Annotated in this window: 13 protein-coding genes and 2 pseudogenes; 5 read left to right on the forward strand and 10 right to left on the reverse strand. The window is 49.4% G+C overall.

Annotation, left to right across the window (positions count from 1 at the left end):
• Positions 1 to 62: 62 nt before the first annotated feature.
• From HMPREF1028_RS04250 to HMPREF1028_RS04260, 3 genes are all read right to left on the reverse strand, one after another.
• Positions 63 to 833, reverse strand: a complete 771-nt coding sequence (locus HMPREF1028_RS04250) for a 1-acylglycerol-3-phosphate O-acyltransferase (protein ID WP_009311577.1) — start codon at positions 831 to 833, stop codon at positions 63 to 65.
• A gap of 100 nt (positions 834 to 933) precedes the next feature.
• The gene (gene mutM, locus HMPREF1028_RS04255; RefSeq protein ID WP_009311578.1) at positions 934 to 1,761 is read right to left on the reverse strand and encodes a bifunctional DNA-formamidopyrimidine glycosylase/DNA-(apurinic or apyrimidinic site) lyase; all 828 of its coding nucleotides are present in this window, start codon (positions 1,759 to 1,761) and stop codon (positions 934 to 936) included.
• A gap of 247 nt (positions 1,762 to 2,008) precedes the next feature.
• Positions 2,009 to 2,668 (reverse strand): methyltransferase domain-containing protein, encoded by a 660-nt coding sequence (locus tag HMPREF1028_RS04260; protein ID WP_036529076.1) that lies wholly within the window; start codon positions 2,666 to 2,668, stop codon positions 2,009 to 2,011.
• A 209-nt stretch (positions 2,669 to 2,877) separates the two neighbouring features.
• On the opposite strand from HMPREF1028_RS04260, the gene HMPREF1028_RS04265 reads away from it, so the two are divergent.
• Positions 2,878 to 5,010: a LysM peptidoglycan-binding domain-containing protein gene (locus tag HMPREF1028_RS04265; protein ID WP_009311580.1), complete on the forward strand. Its 2,133-nt coding sequence runs from the start codon at positions 2,878 to 2,880 to the stop codon at positions 5,008 to 5,010.
• A 338-nt stretch (positions 5,011 to 5,348) separates the two neighbouring features.
• On the opposite strand, the gene yciA is transcribed toward HMPREF1028_RS04265, so the two are convergent.
• Together yciA and HMPREF1028_RS04275 are read right to left on the reverse strand one after the other, a co-directional pair.
• Positions 5,349 to 5,786 (reverse strand): acyl-CoA thioester hydrolase YciA, encoded by a 438-nt coding sequence (gene yciA, locus HMPREF1028_RS04270; RefSeq protein WP_003759083.1) that lies wholly within the window; start codon positions 5,784 to 5,786, stop codon positions 5,349 to 5,351.
• A gap of 150 nt (positions 5,787 to 5,936) precedes the next feature.
• Entirely contained in the window at positions 5,937 to 6,809 is an 873-nt protein-coding gene (locus tag HMPREF1028_RS04275; protein ID WP_009311581.1) for an NAD(P)-dependent oxidoreductase, read from the reverse strand.
• Between the two features lie 547 nt (positions 6,810 to 7,356).
• Here HMPREF1028_RS04275 and HMPREF1028_RS04285 point away from each other — a divergent pair.
• Positions 7,357 to 8,646: a DUF2931 family protein gene (locus HMPREF1028_RS04285; protein ID WP_036529079.1), complete on the forward strand. Its 1,290-nt coding sequence runs from the start codon at positions 7,357 to 7,359 to the stop codon at positions 8,644 to 8,646.
• A 129-nt stretch (positions 8,647 to 8,775) separates the two neighbouring features.
• Here the strand turns inward: HMPREF1028_RS04285 and HMPREF1028_RS04290 are convergent, their stop codons facing one another.
• From HMPREF1028_RS04290 to HMPREF1028_RS04305, 4 genes are all read right to left on the reverse strand, one after another.
• Complete coding sequence (locus HMPREF1028_RS04290; RefSeq protein WP_009311584.1) at positions 8,776 to 10,074, reverse strand: adenylosuccinate synthase; 1,299 nt, start codon at positions 10,072 to 10,074, stop codon at positions 8,776 to 8,778.
• Between the two features lie 105 nt (positions 10,075 to 10,179).
• Positions 10,180 to 11,331 (reverse strand): ATP phosphoribosyltransferase regulatory subunit, encoded by a 1,152-nt coding sequence (locus tag HMPREF1028_RS04295; protein WP_009311585.1) that lies wholly within the window; start codon positions 11,329 to 11,331, stop codon positions 10,180 to 10,182.
• A 424-nt stretch (positions 11,332 to 11,755) separates the two neighbouring features.
• Positions 11,756 to 12,604 carry an RnfABCDGE type electron transport complex subunit B gene (locus tag HMPREF1028_RS04300; protein ID WP_009311586.1) on the reverse strand — a complete coding sequence of 283 codons (849 nt, stop codon included), beginning with the start codon at positions 12,602 to 12,604 and terminating at the stop codon, positions 11,756 to 11,758.
• 149 nt (positions 12,605 to 12,753) lie between these two features.
• A complete protein-coding gene (locus tag HMPREF1028_RS04305; RefSeq protein WP_009311587.1) occupies positions 12,754 to 13,875 on the reverse strand; it encodes a porin in 1,122 nt (373 codons plus the stop codon).
• A gap of 513 nt (positions 13,876 to 14,388) precedes the next feature.
• Here HMPREF1028_RS04305 and HMPREF1028_RS04315 point away from each other — a divergent pair.
• A complete protein-coding gene (locus HMPREF1028_RS04315; RefSeq protein WP_009311588.1) occupies positions 14,389 to 15,510 on the forward strand; it encodes a polyamine ABC transporter substrate-binding protein in 1,122 nt (373 codons plus the stop codon).
• Positions 15,511 to 15,695: 185 nt separating this feature from the next.
• Here the strand turns inward: HMPREF1028_RS04315 and HMPREF1028_RS15375 are convergent.
• Positions 15,696 to 15,758: pseudogene (locus HMPREF1028_RS15375) on the reverse strand (transposase); the annotation flags it as partial.
• Between the two features lie 343 nt (positions 15,759 to 16,101).
• Here HMPREF1028_RS15375 and HMPREF1028_RS04320 point away from each other — a divergent pair.
• Both HMPREF1028_RS04320 and nosZ read left to right on the forward strand, forming a co-directional pair.
• A complete protein-coding gene (locus HMPREF1028_RS04320) occupies positions 16,102 to 18,417 on the forward strand; it encodes a NosR/NirI family protein (protein ID WP_198006977.1) in 2,316 nt (771 codons plus the stop codon).
• A gap of 120 nt (positions 18,418 to 18,537) precedes the next feature.
• Positions 18,538 to 20,507 (forward strand): annotated as a pseudogene (gene nosZ, locus HMPREF1028_RS04325) (TAT-dependent nitrous-oxide reductase).
• Positions 20,508 to 20,546: the final 39 nt, after the last annotated feature.

The raw sequence follows: 20,546 nt of genomic DNA on the forward strand, positions 1-20,546 counted from the left end.
AACCTGCGAACGTTTCATTTAAATAGAGGTCGTCTGAAAGAAAACAAGCCCCTGGCCTGGAATTATTTTTTGGAATCGTGTGCGTCGGACAATACGACTTCACGGATGCTGCTTTCTACTTTGTCTTTCAACATAAAGCGGTCTTCGTCTTTGCCGGGGCGAATCGGGGCGGCAAAATCGATACGGATGCGCAGTTTTTTCATGGAAACGATGCGCCAGAGCGAGCGCACCAAATCGACTTGTGCATAAGACGGCACAGTCGTCCTTTTACCGGCATCATCATAATAGCGCAGCGTAACCGCCTGAACAGGCGCGTCGGCATCAATGGCGGATTGGAAGAGCGCGGCTTTGAACGACAAAATATCCAAGCCCAAAGAAGTCCGCGCTTCGGGGAAAAAGCTGACATTCTGCCCGGCTTTCAACGCGGCGCAAATGGCTTGGTTAATCGGCTCGACATCGCGGCGGGAATTGCGGTTGATAAACACCGTGCCTGCGTTTTGCCCCATTTTGCCCAAGACCGGCCAGTTTTTAATCTCTTGCTTGGCGATAAAGCTGCTCGGATACACCGCGCTCATGGCAAAAATATCCAGCCAAGACACATGGTTTGCCGCCACCAAAACACCCTTCACATTATCCGCAGGTGGCGTGCCGATTTCCAATTCGATATCCAAGGCTTCCAGCGCGCCTTTGCCCAGAGTGATGACCGCATAATCGCGTTCGGCAGGATTGCCGGCATCGATACGGCGCAAATGCCTGCCGGTTCGGAACAGCCATCCTGCCAAGCAGAACAATCTGCCCAAACGGGTAAAAAACGGGGCTTTTTGTGAGTGCATAACTGTTTTTCTTTTCGTCTTAAATGTGTATCAAATCATAGTAATAACGTTTTCAGACGACCCAGATGACAAAGAGGTCGTCTGAAAACAGGTTCATACATTATTTTTGGCAGTTCGGACAATAAAACGTCCCGCGCTGCCCCAAAACTTCCTTCTGCACCAAACCGCCGCAACGGACGCAGGGTTCGTTGTGCCTGCCGTACACCGTATATTCCTGCTGGAAATAGCCGCTTTTGCCGTCGCTGTTGACGAAGTCGCGCAACGTGCTGCCGCCGGTTTCAATCGCGCGCTGCAATACCGCTTTAATCGTTTCCACCAAGACAGCGCATTCTTTTTTCTTAACCTTGTCCGCAGGGCGGTGCGGCGAGATGCCCGATTTAAACAAGCTTTCGTTCGCATAAATATTGCCCACGCCGACCACGACGGCATTGTCCATCAAAGCCAGCTTGACCGCGCGTTTTTGCGTTTTAAATTTTTGGTACAGATAATCGGAGGAGAAGTCGTCTGAAAGCGGCTCGGGGCCCAGTTTTTCAAGAAGCGGATGATGCTCGGCAATGCCTTCATACCACAAAATCGCGCCGAACTTACGCGGGTCGTGATAGCGCAATACCGTTCCGTCCGCAAACACAATGTCCGCATGGTCGTGTTTGTCGGGATGGTCAATCCGCGCATCGCCGTCCGTAAAAATCCGCAAGCTGCCCGACATGCCCAGATGAATCAATAAAATACCCGTTGCAAAACCAATAATCAGATATTTCGCCCGCCGACGACAACTCAATACTTCCTGCCCCGCCAAAAGCTCCGCCAACTGCGGATTGACCTGCCAGCGCAGCTTGGTTTGGCGCAACACGACATCCGCCACCTTTTTACCTTGAATATGCGGGCTGATACCGCGCAACGTCGTTTCCACTTCAGGCAATTCCGGCATTTTTCTTTATCCTCAAGCTAATACAATCAACATCGCCTTTTTCAGACGACCTAAGATTCTACCGATGCCAAAGCGGCCTGACAATTTGCAACCAATCAGCTTTACAGGCAGAAAGCAGCAAATTCAAGGCAGAATGACAAATATAGAAGAGGCTATTTTTATGGAGTCAAACCTCTCGTTTTCAAATGTTCGGCCTCAAAAGGTCGTCTGAAAACAGTCATGCCGGTTTTACCCAACACAAAATTTCTCAATCCGAAATCCGCGCCGCGCCCAAAGCCACCGTCTGCGTTCCCAATATTTTTTCAAACTCCGGCAAGGGCGTCACCCCCGCCATACGCTTGACCAAAACCAAACCGTACACCGCCGCGCACTGCGGCCACCACCTGTCCCCCGCCTTCTCCATAAAACGCCAAAACCGCAGCCCCTTTTGCGAATTCACAGCAGGCAGGTACACCATAAACTTCCCGAATTCCACCTCAAAATCCAAATCCGCCAACCGCTGCTTCAAAGCAGGCAAAGTCAGGCAATGCTCCTTTTTAGGCAAACGCGCTCCATCAAACCACTTACTGAAAAACCACAAAGATTTCGGATTAAACCCCGTCAAAACCAACCGCCCTTCAGGTTTCAACACCCTAGACGCTTCGTGCAGCACTTGCGTCAGCGCGGCAGTCTCATGACTGTGCGGCATCAGCAGCACATCAATAGAATGACTCTCCCAAGCCATAGCGTCCGCCGTCATCAATACATCACGGGGTACGGCAACCACGTTTTCAGACGACCTTAACCATTGACCGCCTTGTTGGACAACGGTCTGTCCGTCAAAATATTGCAAATGCCGCTCAAAAAAAGCAGCTTCGTTCTGAGCAACATAACGCCCCATAGCCGTATCTTCAAACCATACATCCATAGTCGTTACCCTATTAACTGTTTCATGCGTTCATTTCTACTGTCCGATAGAAAAATACAATGCAATCGCCGTATTTATGCCACAGATTTTAACATTAAGACCCAAGCATATGTAAATTTCACCCCCTTTACCTTGACGGCTACATCTTCAAACAGTACCATCGGGTAGACTAAATTTAACCTTATATCATTGATAATTATTGATTCATCATGGCAAAACTGAAAACCATCGCACTTACCATTTCAAGTTTATCCGCTGCTTCCGGCGCAGCATACGCTCAAAATGCCACACCAGATCAAGTAGGTATGGCAATGATGCGCCTCAATTCCTCTCTTTTGGATCAAGCCAAAGCGCAAACTTTCGGAACGGGCAGCCTTTGGGCATCGTTGCGCAAGGATTTCCGTATGAACGAGGTCAATTCCGAACTTGTTCGCCGCCATGAGAGCAAATTCGCTGCCAATAGTGCCTACTTCGACCGCACCATTACCCGCAGCAAACCCTATATGTACCATATTGCCAACGAAGTCAGAAAACGCAATATGCCTGCCGAAATCGCATTGCTGCCGTTTATCGAAAGCGCATTCGTTACCAAAGCAAAATCACATGTCGGCGCATCCGGTCTGTGGCAGTTTATGCCTGCAACGGGTCGCCACTACGGCTTGGAAAAAACCCCTTTGTATGATGGCCGTCACGATGTCTACGCAGCAACTGACGCAGCATTGAATTACCTGCAATACCTGCACGGATTATTCGGCGACTGGTCCCTTGCACTGGCTGCCTACAACTGGGGCGAAGGTAATGTCGGCCGTGCCGTCAATCGTGCGCGCGCGCAAGGTTTGGAGCCGATTTACGAAAATCTGCGCATGCCTGACGAAACACGGAATTACGTTCCCAAACTCTTGGCCGTACGCAATATCGTTGCCAACCCACAAACTTTCGGCATGAATATCACCGAAATCAACAATCAGCCGTATTTCAAATCCCTGAGCATCGACAAGCCGATTGACAACAGCACTATCGCCCGCTTCGCCAACATCAGCGAAAGCGAATTGCTGACACTCAATCCGGGATTCAATGCGCCTGTATTCATCCCGAAAAACAATCGTCGCCTGTTGCTGCCTGTTGATTCTGTGGCTTCTTTCGAGAAAAACTACCGAAACGCGAATCCCGATACTTTGTTGTCTTGGAACGTATACACATCCCGAAACAATACCAGCTTGAACGCCATCGCAGCAGAAACCGGTATGAGCGTTGCCGAAATCAAACGACTGAACGGCTTGGGAAATAACTCCCTGTCTTCCGACCGCAGTATTTTGGTAGCCAAGAATAAAGCAGCGAATTCGGCGACACCTGATACACTCTCATTCATCGATGTTGATAACAGACCGGATACTTACCGTTCCAATATGCCGGAAATGGCACCTATTAAAACGGCAAAAGCAAATATTCCTACAATGGATTTTGCCAACATTAAACCCGTTGCAGCAGTACCAACAGATTATGTAGCCCTTGGCAAAAAAGCAGTATCCGAAACTGCTGTCGCTCAATCAGCTCCTGTTGGCGGAGAAAGCAAAATTGCCTCTGCAACTCCTACTACCGTTGCCAAAGCAGACATCACAACCACACCTGCAACCACCGTTCAAACCAACTCTTCAGCAGATTTGGCATCGGCAAATGTCAAAGAAGAGCGTATTCCTGAAGTGTTTGCCCAATTGTCTCAAGCTGAAAGCAAGCCTGCCGTTGTCGAGCAAACTGTCGCAAATACAACTACTGAGCTGACTACTGCTCAAGCTGCTCCGACACAAGCTGCTGAAACAGCCGATGAACTGATGGCGTTGGTAGATTCAAATCTTCGTACTCAAACTGAAAATGTAGCAGTCGCGCAAGCCTCCAGCGAACACAATATCGCATCTGACGCAGTCAAAGCGCGTAGCGAGCGTATTGCCGCCAATACCGCCAAACAACAAAGCCGCACTGAGGCACGTTTGGCCCGTGCGGGCAATCAGCAGCAATCTCAAACCGCAGGTGCGGGCATGCACCGTGTAGCCGATGGCGATACGCTGTTTAATATCTCTCGTCGTTACAATTTGAGCGTTGCTGACTTGATTATTGCCAACAACATCAAAGGCAATAACATCCGTAAAGGCCAGCTGTTGCGTGTGACCGCAGCGCCCGCCAAAACTCGAAACAGCATCCGAAACGTTTCTTATACCGTTCGCAGAGGCGACACTTTAAATACCATCGCCAACCGATTCAACGTAGATGTAAACGATATCCGCCGCTGGAATCGAAATACCAATGGCGTGACACCCGGTCAACGTTTGAAATTAATCGGCAGTTAAGATTACTCTTCATGAAAAAGTCGTCTGAAATTTTCAGACGACTTTTTATTTGCCATAAAATTCAATTTTCCCCGCATCATCACTACGCCTCCTTAAAGAGAAAGTTTTTAGTGAATAATATAGTGGATTAACTTTAAACCAGTACGGCGTTGCCTCGCCTTAGCTCAAAGAGAACGATTCTCTAAGGTGCTGAAGCACCAAGTGAATCGGTTCCGTACTATCTGTACTGTCTGCGGCTTCGTCGCCTTGTCCTGATTTAAATTTAATCCACTATAACGTTTCATCTCAATGTCAAATTAAAAAGGTCGTCTGAAATCCGTTTTCAGACGACCTTTTGCTTAAATCAAACCTTCCAGTTTTGGGTTACCCTCTTTCGGAATCGGGCGTTTGTTACCTTCACTATCAATGGCGACATAAGTGAAGACAGCCTCTGTCACGAGTTGACGATCCTCAGTAAGATGATCGTTCATCAATGTTTTTACCCAAACCTCGATTTTCAGTTGCAACGAAGTATTACCCACGCTCACGCAGCGGCCGTAGCAACAGACGACATTCCCCACTTTCACAGGACGGATGAAATTCATTTCCTGAACAGCTACGGTGACAATACGGCCTTGTGCGATTTCCGCCGCCAAAATACCGCCGCCCAAATCCATTTGCGACATAATCCAGCCGCCGAAAATATCTTGATTGGGATTAGTGTCGCGCGGCATGGCAACGGTGCGCAGCAAAAGCTCGCCTTGTGGTTTAGTGTGTTGTTTTTCATTTTGCGTCATGGGAAATATCCTTTTTAGAGGTGCAGCTAGTGTGAAGTTGAAAACTGATTAAAGCAGTGTGGGATGATTGCCTGCGATAACAAGGTCGTCTGAAAACTTCTATACTGTTTTCAGACGACCTTGAGCCCATATTCTGAGACAACGCTATTTCTAACGTTCTGCCAATTTCAAATAAACGCCGGCAACGTCTTGCTCTCCGTAACCTGCCGTTACCGCTTGGCGGTAATTTTCAGCAACGGTTTCGACGGCAGGCAGCGGCTTACCGGCTTGCTCCAGCTCTTTGACCGCCAGATTAAGGTCTTTGGAAGCGTGTTTGAGTGCGAAGGCAGGTGGGAATTCACGGTTTGCCCACAGCGATTTTTTGGTTTGGAACATAGGCGAATCCATAGCGGAATTACCGATGGCTTCGATGATGGTATCCGTATCGACACCAAACTGTTGGGCCATCAGCATAGCCTCGCTGTATGCTTCGCCGAAAATACCCAGCAGGGAGTTCAGCACGAGTTTTGCGCCCGAACCTTTCCCTACCCCACCGAAATGGAAAGTTTGCTTACCGACAATGGAAAACACTTTTTGCAGAGGCGTTAAAACACTTTCTTCTCCGCCAAACAAAATCAGCAACGTACCGTTGGTAGCAGGACCGACCGAACCGGAAACAGGCGCTTCTGCAAACTGACCGCCCGCAGCTTCGACCAATTCTTTAATGGCAAGATTTTCAGAAGGAGCAATAGTGCTCATATTGACAATAATTTTGCCCGCAAGCTCCTTGCGAACCTCTTCACTCAAAATATTGCGCACAGCCGCGAAGTCGGAAACCATCAGAAAAATAACGGGATAAGCGCGGATAAGATCGATAGTGCTTGCGTACACTTTCGCGCCTTTATTGGCAAGGTCGGCGGTTTTATCGGGCGAACGGTTATAAACACCGACTTCGATACCGGAGCTCAAAAGCCGCGTTACCATCGGATTACCCATTTGACCCAAGCCTATCCAGCCGATTTGCGTGTATTCGTTTGTTGACATTGTGTTTGCTCCTTTGTTTGTCTTGCCGTGCAATCATATAGGTTTACAGGTCGTCTGAAAAGTTTTTCAGAGGGTTGGATGAAGTATTTATATAGATATGAACGAAATCGCCTTTCGTTTAATAATGTATAATGCATCTATTTTTCATACAAACGCTGTCAATCAGGTCTAAATGATGGAAAAAGGTCGTCTGAAAAACTGAAATATCGTTTTCAGACAACCTCACTCATAGTGTTCAATCACTGCTAACAGCAGCATGGAGATAATTTTTAAATTTGATAATGAAAACCTTGAAAAAATTTAAACGGGCGGAGATATGGGATATTGGGTGTTAGCGCTTCAAGTATTTTGGGAAGAAATTGGCAAATATGCGTTTTTTCTAATTATCAATGCCTACTGCATCATCAGAATGTATCAAAACCATCATTGGAAATATTGCGCAGTTATTTTTATTTTGCTCAATGGCTGGGTAATTTACAGATATTGGATGGAAATCATTAACTCTTATCTATATTGGAATCAATAGATTAGTCAACAGGTCGTCTGAATGAAACACAAGAAAACAAATATCCTTTTAGGAATAGTAGCAGCAGGCTATCTCAGTATTGCATTGGCAAATACAGGATTAAACAGAATGATTGAAGGCAACAGCAATCCCGAACAGGGAGAAGGCATGGTTTGGGGAATTACGATGGCAGATGCAATATTGGTTAACGCCACACCAGAAAATTCTTCATATTTAACATTGGATGCAGAAGCAATAGATGTATCAAATAAGTACAGTTCTGATTTTTATTTGCAGAACGGAACAGTATTGCGAAATTTCTTTGGTACGGGTTCTATATGGGGAAGAGGAGGGTATTTGGGAAGAACGGCAGAGTTTGATTTACTTCCCGAAAGGCTGACTTTTACCTATTCCTCTCAGTTTGAAAATAAATTTTATCAGTTGGATGAAGCCCTTCCAACCGACAAGATACGTCCTATGATGGCAAAAAGTTACAGGGTATTCAATAATGCAGTAGAGGACACAGAAACTCCGCAATATGAATCTCCCAATGATTTTGAATTGGCTGTTGCTCCTGACGGCTGGGTGACGCTGAACCTTACCAATGTATTTATTCGCAAGGAATTGATGTCCTGGCAGGCAAAAGAAATCATGCCTTCTGTGGAAGAGGCTGCCAAACATCATTTCAATGAAATATGGTATTACAGAGTCGCACGTTTTCACAATCTTGAAGAACGGAAAGAATACTTAGACAGCGTCCGTAAAGAACACCCCAATTTCTATCACACTTATATAGATGGACCCAAAAAGGTGAGTGCGGAGTGGTACAAACAGATGCAAACGAAATATCCATGGAATTTGGAAGTTGAAGTCGATGGAGGGGAATGGAACGGCGAATACTATATGGAATTCGCTAATACGGAGCGCTGGACGGCTATCGGTAAGGAGAGGGTAGAAGAAGAGAAGAAGGCAATGAAGGCGATGCCAACTTACATCAAGATATGGTTAATAGACAAAGAAACGGGTAATCGGTGGGGCATCAGATTGCATCCATTTAAGACTGAAGAACAAGAGCAGAATGATTATAAAATCATATACGATGATGCTCGACTAAACGGGTTATACAAGATATTTCAACAGGCGTTCCCCGGAAGGACTCGAGCGCATAATATCAGTACACCTTCAATAAATCAGTTTGCCACGTTGAAATTGAAATTTGATGATCACTTTGAATTGACCGAAGCATATCTTCAAAAAGATGGACAAAAATTTGTATTGCCAGATGCTGAAATCCATCAACGTTACGAAATCAACAATACTGCTTATTACTAAGGAAATCATGAATATAGGAAAATAATCGGCAAAGAAAACCACATTTCATGACTGCCGATTGACGTCAGGCCTATACAAAAAGGTCGTCTGAAAACCCAAGTGTTCAGACGACCTTTTACAATCAAACCATTATGCGAACGGATGATGCAAAACGATGGTTTCTTCGCGGTCAGGACCGGTAGAGACGATGGCTACCGGCGCACCGCAGACTTCTTCGATGCGTTTCAAATATGCTTTGGCATTGGCAGGCAATGCGTCGTAGCTTTTCACGCCGACAGTCGATTCGCTCCAGCCGGGCATGGTTTCGTAAATCGGCTTGCAGGTTTCTACCGCATCGGAACCGCAAGGCAGGATGTCGGTTTTGCTGCCGTCGGGCAATTCGTAGCCAACGCAGATATTGATGGTTTCAATGCCGTCCATCACGTCCAGTTTGGTGATACACATACCGGAAATGCCGTTGACTTGGATGGAGCGTTTCAACGCAGCGGCATCAAACCAACCGCAACGGCGTGCGCGGCCGGTTACGGAGCCGAATTCGTGTCCGCGTTCCGCCAAACCTGCGCCTACTTCGTCGAACAATTCAGTCGGAAACGGGCCTGAACCGACGCGCGTGGTATAGGCCTTGACGATGCCTAAAACATAATCCAGCATTTGCGGACCTACGCCCGCGCCTGCGGAAGCGGCTCCTGCCAAGCAGTTGGACGAGGTAACGAAGGGGTAAGTGCCGTAATCGATGTCCAACAGCGTACCTTGTGCGCCTTCAAACAGCAGTTTTTCGCCGTTTTTGTTTTTCTCGTTCAACACACGGGATACATCGGTAATCATAGGCGTAATACGCGGCGCAACTTTTTCGATGACCGCCATCACGTCTTCCGCTTTCACCGGCTCGGCATTGTGCAGATGTTGCAGTTGGACATTGTAATAGGCAAGGACGGCATCCAGTTTTTCACGCAGTTTTTCAGGATGCAGCAAATCGACGACGCGGATGGCGCGGCGTGCCACTTTGTCTTCGTAGGCTGGGCCGATGCCGCGACCGGTCGTGCCGATTTTGCCTTTGCCGCGCGATGCTTCGCGGGCTTGGTCAAGCGCGATGTGGTAAGGCAGGATCAGCGGACAGGTCGGCGCGATTTTCAGACGACCTTCAACGTTTTTCACGCCTGCTGCGTTCAACTCGTCGATTTCGCCCAACAATGCTTCGGGGGATACGACAACGCCTGAACCGATGAAGCAATCCAAGTTTTCATGCAGGATGCCGCTCGGAATTAGGCGCAAAATGGTTTTCTTGCCGCCGACGACCAGAGTATGACCCGCATTGTGGCCGCCTTGGAAACGCACGACACCGCTGGTTTCTTCCGCCAGCCAGTCGACGATTTTACCTTTGCCTTCATCGCCCCACTGGGCGCCGATTACTACAACATTTTTAGCCATAGCCATATAACCTATTAATATTAAAAAATTATCGTGAATCAACTTCAAACCAAGACGGCTTTGCGCCCTGCCCTGATTTGCCTTTAATCCGCTATGAATGGGTATTTAAATTTTCTCAACCTGCCAAACGCCGTCCGCCTTTTTCAGACGACCTGTCACCTCTTCCGAAGCATTGTGTCCGATACCGTAGTCGACAACGACACACTGCCCTTGTTCACGCAAGGCTTCGACTGCTTCGCGAGCCGCTTCGGCATCGTCCGCATCAACCAACACGACGGGCTGCCGCTCAATGGCGGGCAACCGTCCGATAAAGCTGCGCAAGTCGAAACTGAATCCCGTTGCCGGACGCGCACGGCCGAAATATTCGCCCAACCCGTCATAACGCCCGCCCCGAGCGACCGCGTCATGGAAATTGGAACCGTATGCGGCATACAGCAAGCCCGTGTGGTAATTGTCGACGCGCAGTTCGGATAAGTCGATATGGACTTTCTGATTCGGGAAGGCATCGCACACTGCCTGCAATTCGTCCAACGCGCTGCCGACTGCCGACAGATCCGGCAATCGTTCGCGCGCCGCAGACAACACTTCCCGTCCACCATACAGACGCGGCAGCAGCGAAAATGCTTTCGCCCACATACCGTCCAACTTCCAAGCCTTAACCTGCGCCTCGACCGCTTCGGTATCTTTATCCTGCATCAAAGCAAGCAGCGTTGAGGACTGCTCCGCATCCAAATGCGCCGCATCGGACAAAGCGCGGAATACGCCGATATGGCCCAGCGACAGCAAAACCTCGCCCATATCGGCAATCTTCATGCTTTTGAGCATCAGGTCAATCAGTTCGATATCCGCCCGTATGTCGGCGAAACCATACATCTCCGCCCCCGCCTGCAAAGGTTCGCGCATATTGAGCAAACCTTCCGGCCGCGCGTGCAACACAGGACCTGCGTAACACAATCGGTTAATCCCTTGATTGGCGGACAAAAGATGCGCATCGATACGCGCCACTTGCGGCGTAATGTCGGCGCGGATGCCCAACTGCCGACCGCTCAGCTGATCGACCACCAAAATGGTTTTTAAAGACAAACCCGCGTCAATGTGCGTCAGCAGGGAATGGCTGTATTCCATCAGCGGAGGCTGTACCAGCTCGTAACCGTTCACTCGGAACAAAGTCAACAACTGCTCTCGCGCGCTTTCCAACTGTCGGGCGTTGGTCGGCAACACATCGGCAACATGTTCGGGAAGCTGCCAAGATTGCATGGGAATCTACCTTCTATCTGTTTTTGTAAACGCAAAGGGCTGCTTGAATTTAAAACCAGACGGACACACAGCCCGCTTCTCGAAATACGCCGCGCAAACGATGCAGCGTTTCCAACAAATCTGATTTTAAATTCAAACAGCCCCTGAATGACGGCTTTAAACCGCCGAGTTATTAAAAGCAGACTTTACCATACAAAACAGTTTTGTGCAGCCTGTTTTCATACCGGACAGCCCCTGACTTTGGCGCAAATGGGATTTTGTATACGGGAAATAACATGTTTAAGAAGCATCTCAAGCAACTGGGGTATTCGCAGAAAAGGTGTTGCTTGTTATTCCTCAACGCCCCATCAATCCCATACTTGATTTAGCTTAAAGGTCGTCTGAAAACCCATTTCAGACGACCTTCAAAGTCTCTCCACCAGCCTCACCGTATTTCTTTGGCTGCCTCTTGCTCTGCTTTGTAACGGCGCAGATAGGCAAGCGCGGCGGCTTTTTCTTCTTCGTTGCCATATTTGACATCGCGTTGGGCGCGGCGCAATTCGGCGCGCTCTTTGGCCTCTTCGATTTGTCGGTTTTTGAATGCTTCGCGGTTGTCGGATGCAACCAGCTTGTCTTGTTGGGATTGGGCTTTCGCCATGGCTTTGGCAATCAAATCCATGGGATTGAAGGCAGGTTTGGCGGCAGCTTGGGTTTCGGCTTGAATTTGCGCCTGCTTGGCTTTAACGGCGGCTTCGCGCTCGGCAAGCATGGCTTTGCGTTCCGCCTCGTCGCGCGCTTTGCGTTCGGTATGCCAATCAAAGCGGCTTTGCGCGTGTTCGGCAGCGGCGAAACGCGCCTCGGAAGAGCGGCTCAGGCTGCGCGCGGCAGGGAGGTATTCCTGTTCGGAAGGTATCATGTCGATACAGTCCACCGGACAAGGCGGAAGGCAGAGTCCGCAGCCTGTGCATTCGTCGCTGATTACAGTGTGCATAAACTTGCTTGCGCCCATAATCGCATCGACAGGGCAAGCGCGGATGCAGGCGGTACAGCCGATACAGGCGGCTTCGTCTATCAAGGCGACGGCTTTGGGCTGCGTTTTGACCGGTGCAACGCGCGGCTTACCCAATAAGGCGGCAATATCCACCATCACCGCCTCTCCTCCAGGCGCGCACAAATTAACAGGCGCATCCTCATTCAGCAAAGCTTGTGCATAAGGCAGGCAGCCTTGATAGCCGCATTCTCGGCACTGAGTTTGCGGCAGCAGGCGGTTGATGGCTTGAAGGTCGGTCGGCATGGCAGATAGAGTCAAAATCGAAAGCATGTATTTTATCGGGAAACGGAATGCAGGGAAACCAAGACCAAAATAAATAAGGTCGTCTGAAAACCTCAAAATAAAGGTTTTCAGACGACCTCTTCTATTTTCTGACTATCCGTACCGCTTCATTAGAACTTATGAACCATGCCCAAAGAAACGGCTTTTTGTTCAACAGAACCTGTTTGAGTCGGCGTCAGGCGGGTTTTGCTGCCCAGTTTCATATAGCCGGCATGAGCAAGCATCAAAGTACGTTTGCTGAATTTGTAGGAGGTACCAACTACAACTTGGTCGAACTTATCGACCAGTTTCTCGCCACTGTTCACACCTTTTGCCGCCCAGCCGTGGGCGTAAGTGAGGCGCGGGGTCAGGTTGCCGAAGGTATAACCCACGGTAACGGCTGCATCGGCGACTTTGACGGCTTCATTTTTACCGGCATCGGCAGTAATGTCAGTGCCTTTGTACGTATTGAAATCATCGGTAAAGTAACCCAGATATTTATTTGCGCTTTCATGGCCTTTGGTATATTGCGCGCCTACGCCGACGAACAGGTTGTTTTTGTCGTAGTAACTCTCGATTTTAGCGATTTGCGCGGCTTTGGTTTTACCGTTCTTGTCGGTGTATGCGCCTTTGTAATGGCCATAGGCAAGATTGGTGGTGAAACCGCTGTTTTCATAAGTCAAACCGGCGGTATATTGCTCTTTGCTGGGTTGTTCGTGCTTATATTTGTCATCCGGATTGCGGTTGTCGCGCGGCGCGTAGGACGCATTGAACTTGAACCCGCCGAACGAAGGGCTGTCGTAGCGCACGGATGTGGTGCGCACACCGGTGCGGGTGTTGATGCCCAAACCCATCGCGTTGGTTTTGTACAACCAAGGGTCGATGGTATCCATCTCGTTGAGCATATTGTTCATATTGCCGACGCGTACCTTACCGAACTTGCCTTCCAAGCCGATGAAGGAATCGCGGTTGCCGAAACGCTGGCTGTTGGATTCGCCTAAAATGGAAGTGCGCTGTTCAATTTGCCAGATGGCTTTGAGGTCGTCTGAAAGTTTTTCATTGCCTTTGAAGCCGATTCGCGAGGTATTGTCATTGATACGGGTTGCGGTCGCGCTTTTTTCCGTACCTTCACTACCCTTGATTTTCACCTGTCCGGAGGTGATGGTGCTTTTGACTTGTCCGTACAGGACAACTTCGGCGGATGCTGCAAAAGGTAGGGCTGCTGCGGTTAAAGTAATCAATATTTTCTTCATGAGTCCTCCTCGAATTTTAAAATTGAGTAAAAATACCAAACTCAATCATAATGATTTATGGATTATTAGACAACTCTTTTTATCTTGAGAAAAATTATTATTTATTTCAAATATAATTTGCATTTCAACAACACGATATCGTAGGAATCTTTAATATTCATCCTTTCTGCAATTTTGTTGGCACAATCCCTATTTTTCCCTTGCCTCAAGATTGAAAATAAGGCAAGTGCAACTTTTTTCAGACGACCTTTTCGGGTCGTCTGAATATTTTTTTGTTTATGAAGAAAACCATAGCGGAAAGCAATGAAAAAACGAAGAAATTTTCCCATCTAAACTATTGCGCCGACAGGGATTTTGCCGTTTAATGCGAACCTGCTGAATCAAGGGCCCGAGGCATATGCCGGCCGCCCCCACAGTTAACCTTTTGTATGCGGACAGTCTGCGCTTGACTGACTGCCGCCGCTGCAACAATTCCCCCTTCCACAAAAGGACTGTAACCATGAAAAAATTTCAATGGCGGCGGCACTCATCGGCCTCGTCTTGACTGCATGTAGCGGCGGCCAACAAACCGCCGCAGAATCTTCCGCACCTTCTTCCCATACCGCCTCCGACAAGCTCAATATCTACAACTGGTCGGACTACGTCGATCCCGCCACGCTTGAAGCGTTCGAAAAAAATACGCATATCAACGTCCGCTACGACTACTACGACAGCAACGAAGCCCTCGAAGCCAAGCTTTTGACCGGCAAATCCGGTTACGACCTCGTTGCACCGTCCATTGCCAACGTCGGACGCCAAATCAAAGCCGGCGCGTATCAAAAAATCGACAAAAGCCAAATCCCGAACTACGCCAATATCGATGCCGACCTGCTTGCCATGATGGCAAAAGTCGATCCGGGCAACCAATACGCAGTCCCTTATTTCTGGGGCATCAACACGCTCGCCATCAACAGAGAACTGGTTCAAAAAGCCTTAGGGACGGAGCAATTGCCCGAAAACGAATGGGATTTGGTGTTCAATCCCGAATACACCAAAAAGCTGAAATCCTGCGGTATCAGCTATTTTGACAGCGCCATCGAACAAATCCCGCTCGCGCTGCATTATTTGGGCAAAGACCCGAATACCGAAAACCCCGACGACATCAAAGCCGCCGTCAACATGATGAAAAAAGTGCGTCCCGACATCAAACGCTTCACTTCGTCAGGCTATATTGACGATATGGCGGCGGGCAACCTTTGCGTTTCAGTCGGTTACGGCGGCGATTTGAACATCGCCAAAACACGCGCACAAGAAGCGAAGAACGGCGTCGAAATCGAAGTGTTAGCACCCAAAAGCGGCGTCGGCATCTGGGTGGATTCCCTGATGATTCCGCGCGATGCCCAAAACACCGCCAATGCACATAAATACATCAACCACACGCTCGATCCCGAAGTCGCGGCGCAAAACGGCAATTTCGTTACCTACGCCCCCGCCAGCCGCCCTGCCCGCGCATTGATGGACGCAAAATATACCGGCGATGCGTCTATCTTCCCGACCAAGGAATTGATGGATAAAAGTTTCATCGTATCGCCCAAATCAACAGATGCAAGCCGCCTGAGCGTCCGCCTGTGGCAATCGTTGAAAGCAGGCAAATAGCCGTTTGATGCGTTGGAAATATAAGGTCGTCTGAAAATCAAATTTGGTTTTCAGACGACCTTTTTTACTGCTATCGAACGAATTTAAAGATTATAGTGGATTAACTTTAAACCAGTACGGCGTTGCCTCGCCTTAGCTCAAAGAGAACGATTCTCTAAGGTGCTGAAGCACCAAGTGAATCGGTTCCGTACTATCTGTACTGTCTGCGGCTTCGTCGCCTTGTCCTGATTTAAAGTTAATCCACTATATTCAATAAACCGCAACTTGAAAAACAAATCAGTGCCGCATTACCTGCGCCATGTACAGATTGCGATTGCCATCCTATATCGAAAACATATTAATACACCACAAAACCCAAAATTATTTAATCACCCGATTTTCTATTCCATTAGCAACAAAAATAGAGCCATCTCCACATAATCACAAAGTATTACTTGCCGTTAAAACCAGGTTTTAAGATTTGTAAATTTGACATAGGTCAAATTATTGCAAATAATGGATTCATATAATGTTAATGTTTAGAGTATCGAATAATCGGGAACAGCCATGTCCTGCCTAAAAACGAAACACACATCAGGCATCTTGAATACGATGCTGGCGATGTTTGCCGTATTTGTCCTATTGTTTTCGACACTGCCCGCTTACGCCGAGCGTTTGCCTGACTTTTTGTCAAAAGTCCAGCCTTCGGAAATTTTTCCGGGTGCAGACCGTTATGGTAAGCCTGAAGGCAAGCCTATGGTTGCCCGTGTTTATAAGGGCGACGAGCAGTTGGGTTTGGTGTATATCACGACGGACGTGGTCAATACACGCGGCTATTCGAGCAAACCGATTGATACGATGATGGCTTTGGCCAACGATGGAACGATCGCCGGTGCGAAGCTGGTCGATCACCATGAGCCGATTATGCTTATTGGTATCCCGCAATCGCGTGTGGATAAATTCATCAATAAGTATATCGGTTTGAATTTTATTAAAAATCCACCTACTCCGGGTGTTGCCCCCGGGGACATCATCAGCGGCGCGACCGTTACGCTGATGGTGATTAACGACAGTATCCAGCGTTCGTTCAAAGTTGTTGCCGGCAAATATGGTTTGGGCACTGACAAAGCCGTTCAGACGACCTCCGCCAATGCTGCGGATACGCAACAGGCTACCACTCCTGCGGCTCAAACCCGACCTCGCCGCGCTGTCAATCCTGACAAACAGGACATCCAATCTTGGAATGCGCTGCTGGAACAAAAAGCCATCGGCCATTTGCACATTACTGTTGATGAAATCAACAAGCTGTTTGAAAAAGGCGGCAAAGCAGGTGTTGCCGAACACGCCGAACAAGGTGCAGGCGACGATACCTTTATCGATTTGTATACTGCCGTAGTCAGCCAGCCTTCCATCGGCAAAAGCCTGTTGGGCGAGGAAGGTTGGAAAAACCTGCAAAACCGTCTGCAACCCGGTCAACAAGCTGTCTTGGTTGCCGGTGAAGGCCGTTATTCTTGGAAAGGTTCGGGCTATGTCCGCGGCGGTATTTTCGACCGTATCGAGATGATTCAAGGCGAAAACAGCTTCCGCTTTACCGACGCGCAACACGAACGCTTGGTTGATTTGGCAGCCGAAGGTGCGCCCCACTTTAAAGAAGTATCTTGGTTTACGATTCCCGAAGGTGTGGAATTCGATGCTGCCGAACCTTGGCGTTTGCAGTTGATGGTTCAACGCGTACTGAGCGTAAACGACAAAGCGTTCGTAACCGCCGATTTGGATTACGAGCTGCCTCAAGGTTACTATGTCGATGACCCGAAAGCACCGCCTGTCGAAATCAGCGCGCCAGTCGAACCGGCAGCCGCCCCTGCCGCCAACCAAGCCTCAGACACCAAAGGCATAGCCGAAGAAGCCTCTGAAGCCTCTTCAAACGAGGGTGCGTCCAACCAACTCTGGAAACAGGTGTGGAAAGCGAAACAGGGACAAATCGCCGTAGTCGGCATCGCATTGACCATCCTGCTTTTGGTCTTCCTGTTCCAAGACTGGATTGTCCGCTATGAGAAATGGTACGACCGCTTCCGCCTGGTATTCCTGACATTTACCCTGTTCTATATCGGTTGGTACGCTCAGGCGCAACTGTCGGTCGTCAATACGCTGACACTGTTCTCCGCCATCCTGACCGAATTCCGTTGGGACTTCTTCCTGATGGATCCGATTGTGTTCATCCTGTGGCTGTTTACCGCCGCAACCATGCTGCTGTGGAACCGCGGTACATTCTGCGGCTGGCTCTGCCCCTTCGGTTCGCTGCAAGAGTTGACCAACCGTATCGCCAAAAAATTGGGCGTGAAACAGATTACCGTGCCGCACCTGCTGCACACGCGCCTGACTGCGATTAAATACGTCATTTTCTTCGCACTGTTGGCAATTTCCCTGTACGATTTGGGTACGGCGGAAAAATTCGCAGAGGTAGAACCTTTTAAAACGGCGATTATTTTGAAATTCGTCCGCGAATGGTGGTTTGTCGCGTTTGCCGTTACCCTTTTGGTTGCCGGCCTGTTTATCGAACGCTTCTTCTGCCGCTATCTGTGCCCATTGGGCGCGGGCATCGCCCTACCCGGCCGCTTCCGCGTATTCGACTGGCTTCGCCGCTACAAAATGTGCGGCAACCCTTGCCAAATCTGTACGCACGAATGCCCCGTTCAGGCGATTGCACCGGAAGGCGACATCCATCCGAACGAATGTATCCAGTGCCTGCACTGCCAAGTCATGTATCACCATGACACACGTTGCCCGCAAGTTGTGGCAACCAACAAGAAAAAACAAAAACAGGCGGCGGCAAAAGCCGACCCCGAAACCGCATCTGCAAAACAGCAGCCTGGGGAGCAGGTTGTGCAGTTTGTGAAAAAAGAAACCGCCCCTAAAGCCGGCGAATAATCTGAAACCCTAAAGAAATACCGGGTCAACCGTACCCACACTTATAAACATAAATACGTTTTTTCAATCGGCAGGTCGTCTGAAAACGCCGGCTGCCGAATTTTATCCAAGGAGTGTTGTATGTCAGACGAAAAATTAGAACAAAACGGCTTAAGCCGTCGTTCATTCTTAGGTACTGCCGCCGTTTCAGGCGCAGGTATTGCCGGCGCCGGTCTGTTGGGTTTGGCGGGCTGTTCCAAAGAGGGTGGTGATAAAGCTGCCGCTTCAGGTGCTGCGCCTGCCGCTAAAACCGAGTCCCATGCCTCTGCCGAACCGGGCAAACAGACTTCCGAAGTCGGTCCGGGCGAACTCGACCAATACTACGGCTTCCTCTCCGGCGGCCAATCGGGCGAAATGCGCTTGATCGGCGTACCTTCCATGCGCGAACTGATGCGTATCCCCGTATTCAACATGGACAGCGCGACCGGTTGGGGCCGTACCAACGAGAGCCTGCGTATTTTGAATGAAAAAAATACGCCGGAAACCAACCAGTTCCTGAAAGACAGCGGCCTGCGCTGCTACCCTAACGGCGACTTGCACCACCCTCACTTGTCGTTTACCGACCAAACTTACGACGGCCGCTACGCGTATGCTAACGACAAAGCAAACAACCGCGTTTGCCGCGTCCGCCTGGACTTCATGAAAACCGACAAAATCACCGAAATCCCTAACGTTTCCGGTGTACACGGTCTGCGTCCGCAACGTTATCCGAAAACCGGCTATGTCTTTGCCAACGGCGAACACATCGTACCGGTAAGCGGTGTGGGTACTTGGAACGACGCCAAAACTTGGAATGCCGTTTATACCGCCATTGACGGCGAAACCATGGACATCGCATGGCAAGTATTGGTGGACGGCAACTTGGACAACGGCGATGCCGACTACCAAGGCAAATACTCCTTCTCCACCTGCTACAACTCCGAACGCGCCCTGACCGTACAAGGTGCTTCTTCCAACGAGCAAGACTGGTGCGTAGTCTTCAATCTTGCCGCCATCGAAGAAGGCATCAAAAAAGGCGACTTCAAAGAAGTCAACGGCGTGAAAATGCTGGACGGCCGCGCAGAAGCCAATTCCCCTTACACCCGCTACATCCCCGTGCCGAACTCTCCGCACGGCTGTAACGCTTCCCCTGATGGCAAATACATCATGCTCAACGGCAAACTGTCTCCGACCGTTACCGTATTGGACGTCAGCAAACTGGACGATTTGTTCGCCGGCAAAATCAAAGAGCGCGACGTGGTTGTCGCCGAACCCCAACTGGGTCTCGGTCCTTTACACACCGCGTTTGACGGCCGCGGCAACGCCTACACTACGCTGTTTATCGACAGCCAAATGGTCAAATGGAACATCGACGACGCCATCAAAGCCTACAAAGGCGAAAAAGTGGATCCGATCAAACAAAAACTCGACGTCCACTACCAACCCGGTCACAACCATACGACCATGGGCGAAACCAAGGAAGCCGACGGCAAATGGCTGGTATCTTTGAACAAATTCTCCAAAGACCGCTTCCTCAACGCCGGCCCGCTAAAACCGGAATGCGACCAGTTGATCGACATTTCCGGCGACGAAATGCGCCTGGTACACGACAACCCGACCTTTGCCGAACCGCATGACCTGTGTCTGGTTGCCGCTTCCAAAGTCAACCCGAAAAAACCTGGGACCGCAAAGACCCATGGTTCTGGCAAGATGCTGTGGAACAGGCGAAAAAAGACGGTGTCGAGCTGGAAAAAGCCGCCAAAGTCATCCGCGAGGGCAATAAAGTCCGCGTATACATGACTGCCGTTGCGCCTGCGTACAGCATCCCGCAATTCGAAGTCAACCAAGGCGACGAAGTAACCGTATATGTGACCAACGTCGAAACCATCGAAGACTTGACCCACGGCTTCACTTTGGAAGGCTACGGCATCGCCATGGAAATCGGCCCGCAAGCTACCCAATCGGTAACCTTCAAAGCCGTCCGTCCGGGCGTACACTGGTACTACTGCCAATGGTTCTGCCACGCCCTGCACATGGAAATGTCCGGTCAAATGATCGTTAAACCCCGATAATCGGGTTTGACGGTTTATCACTGACTTAACGGAAAGGTC

Origin of the sequence: Neisseria sp. GT4A_CT1, from assembly GCF_000227275.1 — a bacterium.
Lineage (GTDB): Bacteria > Pseudomonadota > Gammaproteobacteria > Burkholderiales > Neisseriaceae > Neisseria.